This window comes from Pseudomonadota bacterium (genome assembly GCA_038533575.1).
Classification (GTDB): domain Bacteria; phylum Pseudomonadota; class Alphaproteobacteria; order Rhodobacterales; family Rhodobacteraceae; genus Shimia_B.
This window is the reverse complement of sequence record JBCAYL010000001.1, coordinates 522,777-538,925: the sequence shown is the minus strand read 5'-3', so window position 1 is coordinate 538,925 and position 16,149 is coordinate 522,777. Positions and strand designations below refer to the sequence as shown.

Sequence of the window (16,149 nt, the reverse complement as noted above, 5' to 3'; positions counted from 1 at the left end):
CGGGCCCGCCTCAGAAGTTGGTGTAGACCTGCACGGGCGGTTCGCCGTCGCTGCCGAGGCCTTCGCCCGTGAAGATGACGACGCCCAGCATGATGGCCACGAGGCCGCCGAAGATGCCTGCGCCGAGCCCGGCGAAGGCAGGTGCGTTTCGCGTGATGAAACCCATGGAATCCTTCCTCGTTTCCCTGACGAGAGAGATAGGCGCGCGAGACAAGACATCAATGTGCCACCCCCGCCGCCACGGATTCATCGATGAAGCGCCCTTCGCGGAAGCGGTCGAGGCCGAATTCGGCGGTGAGTGGCGAATGCCCCTTGGCCATGAGCTCTGCCATGCCCCAGCCGGAGCCCGGGATCGCCTTGAAGCCGCCCGTGCCCCAGCCGCAATTGATGAAGCAATTCTCGAGCGGTGTTTTCGACAGAATCGGCGAGCGGTCTCCGGTCATGTCCACGATCCCGCCCCACCAGCGCAGCATCTTGAGCCGCGAGATGATGGGGAAGGTTTCGATGAGCGCGCGCACGGTCTCCTCCACGTGGTGGAAGGAGCCGCGCTGGGTGTAATTGTTGAAGCCATCCGCGCCGCCCCCGATCACCATCTCGCCCTTGTCTGACTGGCTCATGTAGCCGTGCACGGTGTTGGCCATGACAACGACATCCATGCAGGGCTTGATGGGCTCGGAGACGAGCGCCTGCAGCGCGACACTCTCGATGGGCAGCCGGAAGCCCGCCATCTCCGCCAGAACGCCCGAATGCCCGGCGACGACGATGCCCAATTTCGAACATTTGATGGCGCCTTTGGTGGTCTCAACGCCCGACACCTTTCCATTTTCCGACATCACGCCCGTGACTTCGCATTTCTGGATGATGTCCATGCCCATGTCCGAGCAGGCGCGCGCGTAGCCCCAGGCGACCGCGTCGTGGCGGGCCGTGCCGCCCCGCGGCTGCCAGAGCGCGCCGAGCACGGGATAGCGCGGCCCGTCGATGGAGATGATCGGGCAAAGCTCCTTCACCCGCTCGGGCCCGATATATTCAGTGGCCACGCCCTGCAGGGCATTGGCATGGGCGGTGCGCTTGTAGCCGCGGATCTCGTGCTCCGTCTGGGCGAGCATCATGACGCCTCGCGGGGAGAACATGACGTTGTAGTTGAGGTCCTGGCTCAGGTCCTCGTAGAGCGACCGCGCCTTCTCGTAGATCGCCGCCGATGCATCCTGAAGGTAGTTCGAGCGGATGATGGTCGTGTTGCGCCCGGTATTGCCGCCGCCGAGCCATCCCTTCTCGATGACCGCGACGTTGGTGATGCCGAAATTCTTGCCGAGGTAGTAGGCCGTGGCGAGGCCGTGCCCGCCGGCGCCCACGATGACGACATCATAGGCGGATTTTGGCTCCGGCGACCGCCAGGCCCGCTCCCAGCCGCTGTGAAAGCGCAACGCCTCCCGCGCGATGGCAAAGGCTGAGTAGCGTTTCATCCATGTCCCTCCTCAAGGCTCACCCGTTGTAGCCGCGCGTGCCCCTGCCCCATGACTATGAGCGTCAGGCCATCGCGTGGATGCGACATAGGCGCGTCGGGCGCTGCTCTTTCGGTTCGCGGATGCGTGGCTTACATGGGCGGCAACGGGAGAAAGCCACGCGTGTTTGCATTCTGGACCATCGTCGGAGCCCTCACCGCTGCGGTCGTCGTGATCGTGGCGCTCACGGGCCTGCGCGCGCGCCCCGCCGACGTGGCCGAGAGCCAAGACGTGGAGATCTACAAGGCGCAGCTCGAGGAAGTGGCCCGCGATCTGGAGCGCGGCACCATCACCGAGGCCGATGCCGAGGCGCTGCGGAGCGAGATCGCCCGCCGCCTCCTCGCGGCCGATGCCGAAGCGAGCGGTGCGCCCGGTGCACGCCAGGGCGGCGGGGCGCTCCTCCTGGGGGCGGGTCTCCTCACCGGGGCGCTGGCCATCGGCGTCTATCTCCTGATCGGCGTGCCGGGCTACGGGGACATGCCTCTCGAGGCGCGCATGGCCGCGATGGATGCTCGCGCCGCCGAGCGCCCGAGCCAATCGGCTGCCGAGGCGCAATTCCGTAGCGTGGTGCCGCGGCCCGAAATTGACCCGGCCGATGCCGAGATCATGGAGCGGCTGCGCGGCGCCGTAGCCGCCAACCCCGAGGATCAGCGCGGCCTCGCCCTTCTCGCGCAGAACGAAGCGCAGCTTGGGAATTTCGAGGCCGCCATCGCAGCACAGCGCCGCCTCATGGCGGTAAAGGGCGAGGACGTCACCGGGGCCGATATCCGGGATCTCGCGGAGCTGATGATCGTGGCCGCGGGGGGCTTTGTCTCTCCCCAGGCGGAGGAAGTGCTGCGCCGCGCCGCCGCGGCTGCGCCCGAGGACGCACCTACGCGGTACTATCTCGGCCTCATGTACAACCAGACCGGACGCGCCGACGCGGCCTTCGCCCTTTGGCGGCCGCTTCTCGAGGAGAGCGCGCCGACCGACCGATGGTATGCCGCGATCCGCGAGCAAATCCCCGAAACGGCCGCCGCCGCCGGGATCCGCTACGTTCTGCCCGAGGGGCGCGGCCCCTCGCAGGAGGACATCGCCGCCGCAGCAGAGCTCGACGCCGCCGACCGCGCGGAGATGATCGCGGGCATGGTCGAGGGTCTCGCCGACCGTCTCGCCACGCAAGGCGGCCCGCCCGCCGACTGGGCGCGCCTCATCCGGGCGCAGGCGGTGCTGGGCGATCGGGCGCGCGCGCAGGCGATCCTTGATGAAGCCCGCGAGGTCTTTGCCGACCGCGCCGATGCGATGCGGCTCTTCGCCACCACCGCCGTGGAGACGGGCCTCGAATGATCCTCGACGACATCGCCGATTTCCGCGCGGCGCTGCCCCCGGGCGCGCCCATCGCGGGCCTCGACCTCGGCACACACACCATCGGCATCGCGCTTTCAGACAGGCGGCTCAGCGTGGCCACCCCGCTCGACACCGTGCGGCGCAAGAAATTCTCTCAGGATGCGGCCCGTCTCCTGGCGACGCTCGCCGCGCGCGAGGCCGCGGGCATCGTCCTGGGTCTGCCGCGCAACATGGATGGCAGTGAAGGCCCGCGCTGCCAGGCCACCCGCGCCTTCGCACGCAACCTGACTGCGCTCACCGATCTCCCGATCACCTTCTGGGACGAGCGGCTGAGCACCGTGGCCGCGGAACGGGCCCTCCTTGAGGCAGATACGACACGCAAACGTCGCGCGGAGATCATCGATCAGGTCGCCGCCGCGTATATCCTGCAAGGAGCGCTGGACAGGCTACAACATATGGGCAAAGAAGGGGCATGAGCGACGATATCTTGAATCAGACTGACGCTGTCTGGACCCGCGACACGGTGGAGAGCCCCTGCGTGAAGCTCTGCTCCATCCATCCCACGGAGCGGATCTGCGTGGGATGCCTGCGCTCGCTCGACGAGATCGGGTCCTGGGGCACGCTGACGCCCGAGACGCGCCGCGCGATCATGGCCGAGCTTCCCTCCCGCGCACCTCGCCTCAAGGTCCGCCGCGGGGGCCGGGCCCAGCGCGCGCGCTGAGGCTTACGGCGGAGAGAGCCAGTCCTCTCCCGCGAAGTCCGGCCTGAAATAGACGATCATTCTGCCCTCTGACGGGCCCGCCTCCCACGGCGCGACGCCGTGGAGCGTGAGCCTGTGGAGCCACGTCGCCTCCCCGGGCGCGGCGGGAAGCGTGACGCGCTTGCACGTCTCGAAGCAATAGCGCCGCGCCGCGTGGTAGGTCTCTGTCAGGTCCACCGTGCTCCAGCGCTCGGGCGGCACGCCCTCCAGCGCCGCAGTGAAGGCCGCGCGCATGATCTCGTGGCTCCCCTCCCAGACGACGAGCGGGCTCGCCCCCGCCGGGCAAGTGTTGAGCGGCAGCCCGAGCACGAAGGCGTGAGGTTCCTGCATGAAGCGCCGCCGCTCCGGGCCCACGGGCAGGAGCCCGTCCACATGGGCCGCGTCCCTGAGGCGGCGAAAGCGGTGCGCGGCCTCGCTCTCGTCCGCGTCGCGCTGCGGATAGCCTGGATAAACGATGGAGAGCTGCCCCGCATCCCAGTCGTGATCGCCTAGACTGTCCGGCAAGGGCGGCCCGCCCGGAACGGCCCCGCGCGCATCGTTGCGCAGCACGTTGACCCCGGCAAACCATGTCTCGCCGTGCCGGAGCCAGGCTGCGCGCGCGTCAGGGTCCTCGGCGATGGCCTCGGCCACGGGGCGCACGGCGTCGAGCCAGGGGGCGAGACCCGGGATGGTGAACCGCTCCCAGCCCGGCCCGCTCACGGCGCGAGCACTTCGAAGACCATGTTGCCCGCGACGAGAAGCAGAAAGGCGCCGAAGACGCGCTTGAGCTGCCCGGCGGGGAGGGCATGGGCGATGCGCGCGCCGTAGGGCGCGGTGAGGACCGTCATGGGCACGATGATGGCAAAGCCCACAAGGTTGATCGCGCCCACGGTGAATGGCGGCACGGGGCCCGAGACCTCGATGAAGAGGAAGCCAAGCACAGCCGGCGCCGCGATGGCCACGCCAAATCCCGCGGCCGTGGCCACGGCGCGGTGAATCGGCACACCGAAGAGCGTCATCGTGGGCACACCGAAGGAGCCGCCGCCGATCCCCATGAGCACCGACAGGAGCCCCATCACCCCGGCGGCCGCGCGCCCGCCCCAGCCCAAGGGGAGCACGGGGCCGAGCCGCCAACTGCTCTGCCCAAGCGCCATGTAGAGGCCCACGAAGGCCGCGAGCCCGCCGAAGATGAGCTGCAGCGCCCCGGAGCCGAGCTGCGCCGCCGTCAGGACGCCAAGCGCCGCGCCCACCACGAGCCCCGGCGCCCAGGCGCGCAGGATCTCCCAATCCACGGCGCCCTTCTTGTTGTGGGAGGCCGCCGAGCGCCAGGACGTCACCACGACGGTCGCCAGAGAGGTCGCCACGCAAAGCTGCATCACGTCAGGCCCGTCGAAGCCCAGCGCGCGGAAGCTGTAGAGAAAGGCGGGCACGAGGACGATCCCGCCCCCCACGCCCAGAAGGCCTGCGAGGATACCCGCGAAGGCACCGATCGCCAGAAGCGCGCCCGCGATGGGCAAAAGGCTCGTCCAGTCCATGGATCAGGCGGCCGCGTCAGCCTGCGCGCCGGTGACAGCGTCCCGCGCCTGGGCCAGGAGCGCGAACCCCGCCCCCTCCCGCGTGGCGCCCTCTGACAGGATCCGCCGCCAGGCCCGCGCGCCGGGCTGGCCCGCATAGAGCCCGAGCATGTGCCGCGTCACCTGATGGAGGCTGCCGCCGCCCTCGAGGTGCCGCGCGATATAGGGCTCCATGGCGTCGAGCACCTCCTCGCGGCTGCGCTGGAGCCCCGCGCCGAAGAGGCGCGTATCGGCGTCCATGAGGAGATCGGCAGGCCTGTGATAGGCTGCGCGGCCCACCATGACGCCCGCCATATGCGCGAGATGGGCCTCGGCCGCGTCTAGGCTCTCGATGCCGCCGTTGATCGCGAGCGAAAGGCCCGGGAAGGCGCGGGCCATCGCGTAGACCAGATCGTAGTCGAGGGGCGGGATGTCCCGGTTTTCCTTGGGGCTTACCCCTTTAAGCCACGCCTTGCGCGCATGGATCGTCACCTGCCGCAGCCCCGCCGCCTGCAGCGTTTCGAGGAAGGCCGGCAGCACGTCCGCGGGGTCTTGATCATCCACGCCAATCCGGCATTTCACCGTCACCGGGATCGTCACGGCGGCGGCCATGGCAGCGACGCAGGCGGCCACGCGCGCGGGTTCTTTCATCAGCACCGCGCCGAAAGTGCCCGATTGCACGCGGTCGGACGGGCAGCCGACATTGAGGTTCACCTCCGCGTAGCCCGCCTCCTCGGCCATGCGTGCGGCCTGGGCCAGCTCGCCGGGCTCGGAGCCGCCGAGTTGTAGCGCCAGCGGATGCTCCGCGGGGTCATGGTCAAGGAGCTTGAGCGCCCCGCCCCGCACGAGGGCGGCCGATGTCACCATCTCGGTGTAGAGCCGTGTGTGAGCCGTGAACTGCCGGTGAAACATCCGGCAATGCCGGTCCGTCCACGCCATCATGGGCGCGACGGAGAGGCGAGCGACGGTCTCCTCGGGTGGATCTACAGGCACAGTGCGGGTCATGACGCGGCGGGGTAGCGGATCGCGGCTCTGAAGGGAAGTCCGCCGCGCTCAGGCCACCGCTGCGGCGTCGCCGAAATCGAGGGCGATCGCGCGGCCCTCGAGCGCCGATTGCTGCGCGGCAAGCCCCATCTCCACGGCGCGCGCGCCGTCGGTGAGCGTCACCTCCACCTGGCCCTCCCCGCGCACCACGGCATTGAAGCGGGCATGCTGGTAGTAGGTGGAGCCGTTGTGATCGCCGGCCTCGAGCAGCGTCGGATCCACCGGGATGTCCCGCTCGGTGGGGCCCTTGGGCGAGCGTGGCGAGACGACCACACGGGGCACCGGCGCGGGCCCCAGATGCGCGGCCCAGAAGCGGCCCGGCCCCGGCACCTGGCATTCGATCTTGCCGTCACGCCCCACGGCGGCGATCTCCTCCTGGTAGCGGGAGCCTTCGGCGAACATGCAAAGCTCGAGCATCGCGCGCTTGCCGTTGGCGAAATCCACGATGACGTAGCCGTTGTCCCAGACATCGGGGACCTCACCGCCATAGCTCTCGCCCGTATGGTTCACCGCCTGCCCGGCGGAGGCCATGACGCGCACGGGCTCGGATTTCATCGCGAGCCGCATGAGATCGAAGAAATGGCAGCACTTTTCGACGAGCGTGCCGCCGGTGTTGCGATTGAAGCGGTTCCAGTTGCCGATCTTGGGCAGGAACGGGAAGCGGTGCTCGCGGATCGTGAGCATCTCGATCCCGCCGGTGGCCGCGTTTACCTCGTTCAGAAGCGCGGCGATGGGCGGCATGTAGCGGTATTCCATCGCCACCCACACGGGCGCCTGGTAGCGCTCCTCGAAGACCTTGAGCCGCCCGGCCTGGTCCGCGTGGGTGTAGAGCGGCTTTTCGCAGAGGATCGGCAGGTGCCGGATGCGGGAGATCTCGAAGAGCTGATCGACGTGCAGATGGTTCGGAGAGACAATGACGAGCGCGTCGACGTTCTCGTCCCGGACCATGTCCTCCATCGTGGTCGCGATGCGCGCGCCGCCCGCCATGGCGGAGGCATGCTCGGCGATCTCCGGCACGAGATCGAGCACCGCGCTCACCTCGCCTTGCGGCAGGAGCCCGATATTCTGGATGTGTTCCTGCCCCATCATGCCGCAGCCGATGATGCCGTAGCGGACCTTCTTCATCGCTCTCACCTCGTGCGCGAGACGAACTGCGCCGCCTCGCTGTCAAACCATGTCTCGGACGCCTCCACCACGCGCCCCCCGGCCCAGCCGCGCCGCGCGACATGGCCCACGATACTGCCGGGCGCGGGGCCAAGCGCACCCCAATCCGGCAGCGTGCCCGTGCCCACGCGATCTTCTGTGCGTGCAATCGCGATCCCGAGACGCTCTTGATAAGTGAGGTAGAGGCTTTCGGAAAGCTCTTGGCGGGCCAAATCGGCGGCGCCGGGCGCGTCGAGCCAGATTTCCTCCAGCGCCGCAGCCACGCCGTCGAGCCGCCGCAGCCGCCGGACCCGCAGCACGCGCGCTTCCCGGCCATCTGTGGGCAAGTATTCAGGGCGCGACACGGCCTCGGCCGAGATCACCTCCGCCGTGGGAAGCCCGCCCCCCTCAGGCCGCTCGAGCCGGAAGAACGCGTAAACCGATCGCGCATCCGCGCGCTGGCGCACGTAGTTGCCGGAGCCCTGCACGCGCTCCAGCAATCCCTGCGCCGTCAGGTCATCGAGCGCGCGGCGCAGCGTGCCCACGGCCACGCCGAGCCCCTGCGCCATCTCTCGCTCGCCGGGCAGGCGCGCCCCGTCGGCGAGCCGCCCCGCCGCGATCTCGCGCACGAGCAATTCGCTGATCTGCATGTGTTTTGGCAGGCTCCCGCGGGCATCCATGGAGGAAGACTCGATTATTGATACACTATTGATGCACCCCGTCCCGGCTGTTACGCAAGCGTCAAATGAATAGCTCCACGCGGAAGAATCGATGAGCGTCGTCCCCATCACCTCCCCAGACCTGACCGGTGCCGAAGTGAGCTGGTTCTCGGCGCTCTGCTCGGACGATTACCAGTTTCTCGGTGTGCCCGATGGCGCCCTCCGCTCGAGCTGGGCCCATTGCCGGGACATCGTGCTCGAGGCCGAGCGGCAGGGATTTCGCAATATCCTGTGCCCCTCCTCCTACCAGGTCGGGCAGGATACGCTGAGCTTCGTGGCCGGCTGCGCGCCGCTCACCGAGAAGATCAACATGCTCGCCGCCGTCCGCTGCGGTGAGATGCAGCCCATCATGCTCGCTCGCACCATCGCCACGCTCGATCACATGATGGAGGGGCGGCTCACGGTGAATATCATCTCCTCGGACTTCCCCGGGGAGAAAGCCGAGAGCGGCTATCGCTACCAACGCTCCCGCGAGGTGGTGGAGATCCTGAAGCAGGCCTGGACGCGGGACGAGATCACCCACCACGGCGAGGTCTACCAGTTCGACGGCGTCACGACCGACCCCGCACGCCCCTACCAGACGGGCGGGCCGCTCCTTTATTTCGGTGGCTACTCTCCCGCCGCGCTCGATCTCTGCGGGCAGCATTGCGACGTCTATCTCATGTGGCCCGAGCCCAAGGAAAACCTCGAAGGCCGCATGAAGGACGTCCACCAAGTCGCTGAAAAGTATGACCGGACGCTGGATTACGGTCTCCGCGTGCACATGATCGTGCGCGACACCGAAGCCGAGGCCCGCGAATACGCAGACTACATTGTCTCGAAGCTCGACGACGAGTACGGCACGCTCATCCGCGACCGCGCGCTGGACAGCACCTCGCTCGGCGTCTCCCACCAGGCCAAGGCCCGCGAGCTCGCCGACAAGTATGGCTACGTCGAGCCCCACCTCTGGACGGGTGTGGGCCGAGCCCGCTCCGGCTGCGGCGCGGCACTTGTGGGCTCCGCCGACCAGATCCTCACGCAGATCGAAGAATACAAGAAGATGGGCATCCGCGCCTTCATCTTCTCGGGCTACCCCCATATCGACGAGGCCAAGCATTTCGGCCGCCTCGTGATGCCCGAGCTTGAGACGCTCAGCCTGCCCCACGCCTATGGGCGCGTGCCCGCCACGACGCCCGCCACCCCCCTCGGAACCGGAGACCGTCGCTGACATGGACCGCATCACGCTAGCCAAGGGCGAAGACGCCCCGCTCGAGCTCAGCCGCATCGTCTACGGCATGTGGCGGCTGGGCGACGACGACGATACCTCGCCGTCGCACATCGAGGCCAAGATCGAAGCCTGCCTCGCCCAAGGCATTACCACCATGGACCAGGCCGACATCTACGGCGGCTACGAGGCCGAGGAGCTACTGGGCGCGGCGTTCAAGGCTGCGCCTGCGCTGAAGGACAAGGTCGAGATCGTCACGAAATGCGATATCGTGGCGCCCGCGGGCCGCTACGCCGGTGCGCGCGTGAAGTATTACGACACGTCCGGCGCCCATATCACGGCTTCCGTCGACCACTCGCTGCGGCTCATGGGCGTGGACAAGATCGACCTCCTCCTCATCCACCGCCCGGACCCGATGATGGACGCAGCGGAAACGGGCGCCGCCCTCGACGCCGTCGTGGCGGCGGGCAAGGTCGCCCATGTGGGCGTGTCGAACTTCAAGCTCCATGACTGGAACCTCCTGCAATCGGCCATGGACACGCCCCTCGTCACGAACCAGATCGAGATCAGCCTCCTCCACCACGCCCCCTTCACCAACGGGGACATCGCCTACCTACAGGAGCGCGGCGTGCCGCCCATGGCGTGGTCGCCGCTCGCGGGCGGTGAGCTCTTCCGCAACGCGGCCGTCATGACGGCGCTGGGCAAGGTGGCCGAGGCGCAGGGCGTCGACGAGACCGCCGTCGCCGTGGCATGGCTCCTCGCGCATCCCGCACGGATCATGCCCGTCATGGGGACCAACAATCTCAAGCGCATCGCGGGCTTCTCCGACGCGCTCAAGGTCGAGATGGACCGCCAGACGTGGTTTGAGCTTTACACCGCCGCCCTCGGGCACGAAGTCCCCTAGACGCAAGCACCAGAGGGCAAGGCATGGGTCAGATGGAGACATTCGCACCGACGAAGGACAACAGCCGCAAGCTGCGCGATGCGCTCGGCCGTTTCGCCACCGGCGTCACCGTCGTCACCGTGGCGAGCCCCGACGGCCCTATGGGCTTCACGGCCAACAGCTTTGCTAGCGTTTCCCTCGATCCGCCCCTTGTCATGTGGTGCCCGGCCAAGAGTTCCAACCGCTTCGAGGCCTACACTTCTGGCAAGCCCTTCGCGATCCACGTCCTGAGCGCCGCGCAAGAGGAGATCGGCAATGCCTTCGCCAAGGAGCCCCACGCCTTCGACGGGCTCGACTGGGAGGCCCATCCCGATGGCACGCCGCTCCTGAAGGCGCCCCTCGCCCGCTTCCACTGCGCCGAGCACGCCATCTACGACGGCGGCGACCACGTCATCACGGTGGGGCGGGTGCTCTCGGTGACGACGCAGCCCGGCGAGCCGCTTCTTTTCGCGTCCGGCACCTATGGACGCTTTACGCAGGGCTGAGCCCTGCACATAGTGACGACAGAGGCCGGCCAACGGTCCACGTCAATGACACGGGGAGGGTAGCGCGATGCCGCTACTGCTGGGGCTCTTGCGGCCCCTGGAGAAGCTGAACGATGTGCTTCTGGCCATCGGTCGCGCCTTGGCCATCGCGGCGCTGGCGCTGATGGTCTTTTTCATCCTCTACCAGATTTTCATGCGGCTCTTCTTCGACGCGCCGAACTGGACAGAGGAAGCCGCGCGCTTCCTGATGCTCTGGATGACCGGCCTCATCGGGCCGCTGGCCTACCGCCAGGGCGGCTTCGTGGCCATCGACATGCTCGAACGCGCGCTCAGCCGGGTCCTCTCCTCGCTCCTGTCGCTTCTCTTGCTCGGCTGCGCCATGGCCGTCATCTGGACCTGCGCGCAGCTCGGTTGGGAGAATGTGAACAGCTTTACCGCGCGGGGCAATTCCGCCTCGCTCCGCCTCCCGCTCGACTGGTTCGGGGGCGAGCGCATCCGCTTCAAGAACGCCTGGGCCTTCGCCTCGCTTTTCGTGGGCTTCTCGCTCCTCGTCCTCGTGAACCTGGAGCTCATCCTCCGCCAGCTCATCACGCTGCTGGGTGGGCAAGAGCGCCTGAAACCCCTCGCCGAAGCGGCCCCGATCGACTGATGACGGGCGCGCGCATCCATATCCACAGGCGCATGAATTTTTGCAAAAATTCGTGGCCCGGTTCGAGAGGCACGCGGAGATGTTGATCTGGTTCCTGCCCGTCTTCCTCTTCCTGCTGATGATCGGGCTGCCCGTGGTGTTCGGGCTTCTGCTGGCTCCGGGCGCGCTCCTTGCGCTCGAAGGGCAGACCCGCGATCTCGCGGTGCTCTACCGCAACCTCTATAACGGTATCGACAGCTTCCCGCTGATGGCGCTGCCCTTCTTCATGCTGGCGGGCGAGATCATGAACCGGGGCGGGATCACGATCCGCCTCGTGGAGTTCTCCCAGGCCATCATGGGCCATCTCCGCGGCGGGCTTGCGCAGGTCAACATCCTGAGCTCCATCCTCTTCGCGGGCCTCTCGGGCTCCGCCGTCGCGGATACCTCCGCGCTGGGCTCCACGCTCATCCCCGCCATGGAGAAGAACGGCTATACCCGTCGCTTCGCGGCCGCCGTTACAGCGGCAAGCTCCGTCATCGGGCCCATCATCCCGCCCTCGGGCATCATGATCATCTACGCCTACGTCATGGGCGAAAGCGTGGCCGCGCTCTTTCTCGCGGGCATCGTGCCGGGCATCCTCGTGGGCGTGGGGCTCATGATCATGGTCCGCGTCACCGCGGACCGCTACGACCTGCCGCCCGCCCAGCGCGTGGTGCATGAGAACCAGACGATCAGCCCGGTGGAATTCTGGACGTCGCTCATCCTTCTCCGGGTGACCTTCGGCTTCCTGCTCTTCCGGATCATCGGCGGGGCGGCGGGCTTCTTCGGCGACGACGCGCCCGCGAGCCAGGCCTGGATCAATCTCGCGCTCTTCGTCGCTTGCTGCGTGACGATGCATCTTCTGCTCGTGCAGTACAGGGGCCGCGTGAGCCACGATTTCCGCCTTGTCTGCAAGAAGGCCGTGGCGCCGCTGCTCACGCCCGTCATTATCCTTGGCGGCATCCTCGGGGGCTTCATGACGCCGACGGAGGCTTCCGCCATCGCCGTGGCCTACGCGCTTTTCGTCTCGGTGGTCGTCCTGCGCTCCATGAAGGTGAGCGATTTCTCCGGCGTCCTCGCCCGCTCGGCGCTCGCCTCCTCGGCGGTCCTCCTGCTCGTGGGCGCGGCGGTGAGCTTCAAGACGGTGGTGGCCCTGTCCGGTGCGCCGCAGATCCTGGCGGAATTCATCCTGAGCCTCTCGGAGAACCCGCTCGTCCTGCTGCTCCTCATCAATCTCCTGCTCTTTATCGTGGGCATGTTCCTCGATGCGGGCCCCGCCATCATCATCCTGGGCCCGATCCTCGGGCCCATCTTCGTCGATCTCGGCGTCCACCCGGTGCATTTCGCCATCATCATGAGCGTGAACCTCACTGTAGGCCTCGCCACGCCGCCCATGGGTCTCGTCCTCTTCGTGGCAAGCTCGGTCTCGCGCGAGAAGGTGGAAACGATCGCCAAGGCGATCCTGCCCTTCCTCGCCGTGGAGGTCGCGGTGATCTTCCTGATCACCTACGTGCCCGCGATCTCCATGTCGGTGCCCTATCTCACCGGCTTCATCGCCTGTCCGCCCGAGGCGGGCTTCTTCGAATGCATCAGCCCGCCGCCACCAGCCAACTAGCGCGCGGGCACCACCGAATTCCGGGGAAAACCCGGAGAAGACCTCAACAACATGGGAGGAACACATGCTCAAAGGTCTCACCAAGGCGGCACTGGCCGCCGCACTCCTCGCCTCTTCGGCGATGGGCGCCTACGCGGCGGGCCACGCGGAGTTCACGCTCCGCGCCACCGCGAATTCCAACGAGAACGACGAGGATTATGACGGCCTCATCGTCTTCAAGGACTATGTCGAAGCGGCCTCCAACGGCGCTATCGCCGTAGAGCTCTTCATCGGCACGCAGCTCTGCTCGGGCGGCACGGAATGCCTTCAGGGCGTCTCCGACGGCTCCATCGACATCTTCGTGACCACCTCGGGCGGTGCCTCGGGCGTCTTCCCCTACGTGCAGGTCTTCGATCTGCCCTACGTGATGGCCGATGACCGCGTGGCCGAATACGTGCTCACGCAGACCGACTTCACCCGCCAGATGCGCGCGCGGATGCTTGAGGATTCAGGCGACACGATCCGCCTCATGACCATCGGCAATACGGGCGGCTGGAGGAACTTCGCCAACACCCAGCGCCGCCTTGCGGCACCGGCTGATTTCGACGGGCTCAAGCTCCGCACCGTCGTGGCCGACCTGCCCCAGGAACTCGTGAAGGCCCTCGGCGCCTCGCCCACCCCGATCCCGTGGCCCGAGCTCTTCACCTCGTTCCAGACCGGCGTCGTCGACGGCTCCAAGAACGGCATCACCGACATCATGAACATGAAGTTCCCCGATGCCGGCCTCCAGTACGTCACGCTCGACGGGCACGCCTACATGGGCGCGCTCTGGGTAATGAACAACGAGACGTTCATGTCCATGGACGGAAGCCTGCGCCGCGTGGTGGTGGATGGCTTCTACGCGCTCCAGCAGGCCACCTTCGCCTCGCCCAAGCGCAAGTCGATCCAGGCCTATGCCGATTTCGTGGCGGGCGGCGGTGACCTCTACGTGCCCACGCCGGCCGAGAAAGCCGCCTTCGCGGAGGCCGCCGAGCCGGTGCTCGGCTGGTTCAACGACAACATCGACGGTGGCCCCGAAACGCTGGAAAACCTCCAGGCCGCCGTGGCCGAGGCCGAGGACTTCCTCGCAGAGGGTCGCGCCGCAGATCTCAACTGATCCCGGCGCATCGTCACCATCATCTGGAGGGGCGTGCCTGCGGGCGCGCCCCTTTTCTCTGGCCGAGCGTGCCGGTGCGGTCACTGGCCGATCGTGCCATGGGGGACACGCCCCGCCCTTCCCTAATCCGCCCATCGCGCCAGATCACAACACGTCATTGGACATTCACAATTCCCTGTGATTTTCCGTCCCAAACGACATTGAGAGAGCGAGCCCCATGACGAACTTTCCTGACGTCCACCAGGCAGAACCCATCCCCGAGGCCGCCCGCGAAGAGCTGGCAGCGCTCATGCAGAGCGCGGATCTCTTCCGCTACACCTCCGAAAACAGCCCCGTATCGCGCCTCGAGGCCCGCTTTGCCGAGCGCATGGGCGTCAAATACGCCGTCGCCGTGGCCTCCTGCTCCGCCGCGCTCTTCCTGTCGCTCAAGGCGCTTGGACTTAAGCCCGGCGCGCGCGTGCTGATCCCAGCCTTCACCTTCGCCGCCGTCCCCTCCTCCGTGGTCCACGCCGAATGCGTGCCGGTCCTCGTGGAATGCGGCGAGAATTACCGCATCGACTTCGCGGATTTCGAAGCCAAGCTCCCCAGCGCCGATGCCGTGCTCATCTCGCACATGCGCGGCCACACCTCCGACATGGACGCCATCATGGCGCTCGCGGATGCCGCGGGCATTCCCGTCGTCGAGGATGCGGCCCATTCCCTCGGCACGCTCTGGAACGGCAAGCGCATCGGCACCATCGGCCGCGTGGGCTGCTTCTCCTTCCAGTCCTACAAGATGCTCAATTCCGGCGAGGGCGGCATGCTCATCACCGATGACGCGGACCTCGCCGCCCGCGCGGTGATCATGTCCGGCGCCTACGAGCACAATTGGAAGAAGCACCCCGTCCTGCAGGAGCCCTTCAAGCGCTGGCAGAACAAGCTCCCGCTCTACAACACGCGGCTGAGCAACCTGTCGGCCGTCGTTGTAGACGCGCAGCTCGCCGAGCTCGACCGCCGCTGCGCGCAAGGCAAGCGCAATCACGATCACATGGCCGCCATCCTCAACGAGACCGAGTTCTTCGACGTGCCGGCGCCGCTGCCGGGCGAGCACCGCGCACCGGACTCCATCCAGTTCAATCTCACCGGCTTCACCGATGACGAGGCACGCGCCCTGGTGGCAGAGCTCAAGGCCCGCCACCTCGGCGCGCAGGTCTTCGGCCTCTCCACCGACAATGCCCGCGCCTTCTGGAATTGGGCGTTCCTGCCGGAGGCGTCGATCCCCGGCGGCGACCTGCCCAAGACGCGCGCCATGCTCGAACGCGCCTGCGACGTGCGCCTGCCCGCGCGCCTTTCGCTCGAGGAGGTGGAGATGATCGCGGAGGCCGTCATCGCGGCCGCCTACTCTGCGAAGGGCACCGGTCGACAGGTGGCAGCCGAGTAACGGCACGCCCCATTTGACCCACAGTGAAGACTAAGAGTGAGGCCAAGTCTCACCCAAGTTCGCGCGCGGCCGGATTTCACCAACCAAACTCCCGGCCCTCTTCGCGGCCGGGTACACGCTGTGCTAACGTATTGTACCCGCTTGTTTTGACCGCCCGGCCCGGTAAGCTCACCGAAACGGGTACATCCAGACCCGGTAATCATCCACGAGGGCTTCGGCATGGGCGATCTCTTCGGGGGTCATCTTCTTGACCACCTCCTCCTTCGAAATCGCCGCGTCCGGATCGCCTCCGATGGCCGAAAGCACGTACCACATGTAGGCCCGCGTGAGATCGGGGGCCGGCATACCGAGGCCGACCTCGTAGTACCAGCCCACACCAGATTGCGCGCCGGGATGTCCCTTCATCGCCGATCGCAGGTACCACTCGAAGGCCCGCACGTAGTCCTGCTCGACCCCGAGCCCCAGCGCGTACATGACCCCGATGAGCTCCTCGGCATCGGCATTGCCGGACCGCGCCGCAGGCCAGAACGCGGCATAGGCTTCCTCGAAGCGCCCGGCCTCCATCAGATCGCGCGCCTCTTCGATCTCGGCCGCAGCGGGCACCGCAAGGCAGGCAAGCGCAAGCCCAAGCGCAAGCTTCTTCATGGTCTCGTC

The 16,149-nt window shown here is 67.3% G+C and carries 18 protein-coding genes; 10 read left to right on the top strand and 8 right to left on the bottom strand.

What is annotated here, in order from left to right; all coding sequences use genetic code 11:
• Nucleotides 1–10: 10 nt before the first annotated feature.
• Both AAFM92_02750 and AAFM92_02745 read right to left on the bottom strand, forming a co-directional pair.
• On the bottom strand, nt 11–166 hold the full coding sequence (locus AAFM92_02750; GenBank protein ID MEL7299280.1) for a hypothetical protein: 156 nt from the start codon (nt 164–166) through the stop codon (nt 11–13).
• 52 nt (nt 167–218) lie between these two features.
• A complete protein-coding gene (locus AAFM92_02745) occupies nt 219–1,463 on the bottom strand; it encodes a sarcosine oxidase subunit beta family protein (GenBank protein MEL7299279.1) in 1,245 nt (414 codons plus the stop codon).
• A gap of 162 nt (nt 1,464–1,625) precedes the next feature.
• On the opposite strand from AAFM92_02745, the gene ccmI reads away from it, so the two are divergent.
• From ccmI to AAFM92_02730, 3 genes are read left to right on the top strand one after another with little or no spacing between them, the layout of a single operon-like run.
• The gene (gene ccmI, locus AAFM92_02740; protein MEL7299278.1) at nt 1,626–2,828 is read left to right on the top strand and encodes a c-type cytochrome biogenesis protein CcmI; all 1,203 of its coding nucleotides are present in this window, start codon (nt 1,626–1,628) and stop codon (nt 2,826–2,828) included.
• Complete coding sequence (gene ruvX / locus AAFM92_02735) at nt 2,825–3,304, top strand: Holliday junction resolvase RuvX (GenBank protein ID MEL7299277.1); 480 nt, start codon at nt 2,825–2,827, stop codon at nt 3,302–3,304. Before ccmI ends, ruvX begins: the two co-directional genes overlap by 4 nt.
• Entirely contained in the window at nt 3,301–3,549 is a 249-nt protein-coding gene (locus AAFM92_02730; GenBank protein ID MEL7299276.1) for a DUF1289 domain-containing protein, read from the top strand. The genes ruvX and AAFM92_02730 overlap by 4 nt, the downstream gene beginning before the upstream one ends.
• A 3-nt stretch (nt 3,550–3,552) precedes the next feature.
• Here AAFM92_02730 and AAFM92_02725 read toward each other — a convergent pair whose 3' ends face one another.
• From AAFM92_02725 to AAFM92_02705, 5 genes are read right to left on the bottom strand one after another with little or no spacing between them, the layout of a single operon-like run.
• The gene (locus AAFM92_02725; GenBank protein MEL7299275.1) at nt 3,553–4,287 is read right to left on the bottom strand and encodes a hypothetical protein; all 735 of its coding nucleotides are present in this window, start codon (nt 4,285–4,287) and stop codon (nt 3,553–3,555) included.
• Nucleotides 4,284–5,102, bottom strand: a complete 819-nt coding sequence (locus AAFM92_02720) for a sulfite exporter TauE/SafE family protein (protein ID MEL7299274.1) — start codon at nt 5,100–5,102, stop codon at nt 4,284–4,286. The genes AAFM92_02725 and AAFM92_02720 overlap by 4 nt, the downstream gene beginning before the upstream one ends.
• A 3-nt stretch (nt 5,103–5,105) precedes the next feature.
• The gene (gene dusA / locus AAFM92_02715) at nt 5,106–6,125 is read right to left on the bottom strand and encodes a tRNA dihydrouridine(20/20a) synthase DusA (protein MEL7299273.1); all 1,020 of its coding nucleotides are present in this window, start codon (nt 6,123–6,125) and stop codon (nt 5,106–5,108) included.
• Nucleotides 6,126–6,173: 48 nt separating this feature from the next.
• Nucleotides 6,174–7,289 carry a Gfo/Idh/MocA family oxidoreductase gene (locus AAFM92_02710; protein MEL7299272.1) on the bottom strand — a complete coding sequence of 372 codons (1,116 nt, stop codon included), beginning with the start codon at nt 7,287–7,289 and terminating at the stop codon, nt 6,174–6,176.
• A gap of 5 nt (nt 7,290–7,294) precedes the next feature.
• A complete protein-coding gene (locus AAFM92_02705; protein MEL7299271.1) occupies nt 7,295–7,957 on the bottom strand; it encodes a GntR family transcriptional regulator in 663 nt (220 codons plus the stop codon).
• Between the two features lie 121 nt (nt 7,958–8,078).
• On the opposite strand from AAFM92_02705, the gene AAFM92_02700 reads away from it, so the two are divergent.
• The 7 genes from AAFM92_02700 (at nt 8,079) to AAFM92_02670 (ending at nt 15,495) form a co-directional block, all read left to right on the top strand.
• Nucleotides 8,079–9,233: an LLM class flavin-dependent oxidoreductase gene (locus AAFM92_02700; protein ID MEL7299270.1), complete on the top strand. Its 1,155-nt coding sequence runs from the start codon at nt 8,079–8,081 to the stop codon at nt 9,231–9,233.
• A gap of 1 nt (nt 9,234) precedes the next feature.
• Nucleotides 9,235–10,134, top strand: a complete 900-nt coding sequence (locus AAFM92_02695) for an aldo/keto reductase (GenBank protein ID MEL7299269.1) — start codon at nt 9,235–9,237, stop codon at nt 10,132–10,134.
• Between the two features lie 23 nt (nt 10,135–10,157).
• Nucleotides 10,158–10,658 carry a flavin reductase family protein gene (locus tag AAFM92_02690; protein MEL7299268.1) on the top strand — a complete coding sequence of 167 codons (501 nt, stop codon included), beginning with the start codon at nt 10,158–10,160 and terminating at the stop codon, nt 10,656–10,658.
• A gap of 67 nt (nt 10,659–10,725) precedes the next feature.
• The gene (locus AAFM92_02685; GenBank protein ID MEL7299267.1) at nt 10,726–11,307 is read left to right on the top strand and encodes a TRAP transporter small permease; all 582 of its coding nucleotides are present in this window, start codon (nt 10,726–10,728) and stop codon (nt 11,305–11,307) included.
• 79 nt (nt 11,308–11,386) lie between these two features.
• Nucleotides 11,387–12,940, top strand: a complete 1,554-nt coding sequence (locus AAFM92_02680) for a TRAP transporter large permease (protein MEL7299266.1) — start codon at nt 11,387–11,389, stop codon at nt 12,938–12,940.
• 64 nt (nt 12,941–13,004) lie between these two features.
• Nucleotides 13,005–14,075, top strand: coding sequence for a TRAP transporter substrate-binding protein DctP (gene dctP / locus AAFM92_02675; GenBank protein MEL7299265.1), 1,071 nt, complete (start codon nt 13,005–13,007; stop codon nt 14,073–14,075).
• Nucleotides 14,076–14,292: 217 nt separating this feature from the next.
• Nucleotides 14,293–15,495: an aminotransferase class I/II-fold pyridoxal phosphate-dependent enzyme gene (locus AAFM92_02670; protein MEL7299264.1), complete on the top strand. Its 1,203-nt coding sequence runs from the start codon at nt 14,293–14,295 to the stop codon at nt 15,493–15,495.
• 168 nt (nt 15,496–15,663) lie between these two features.
• Here AAFM92_02670 and AAFM92_02665 read toward each other — a convergent pair whose 3' ends face one another.
• The gene (locus tag AAFM92_02665; protein ID MEL7299263.1) at nt 15,664–16,140 is read right to left on the bottom strand and encodes a tetratricopeptide repeat protein; all 477 of its coding nucleotides are present in this window, start codon (nt 16,138–16,140) and stop codon (nt 15,664–15,666) included.
• Between the last annotated feature and the right edge of the window lie 9 nt (nt 16,141–16,149).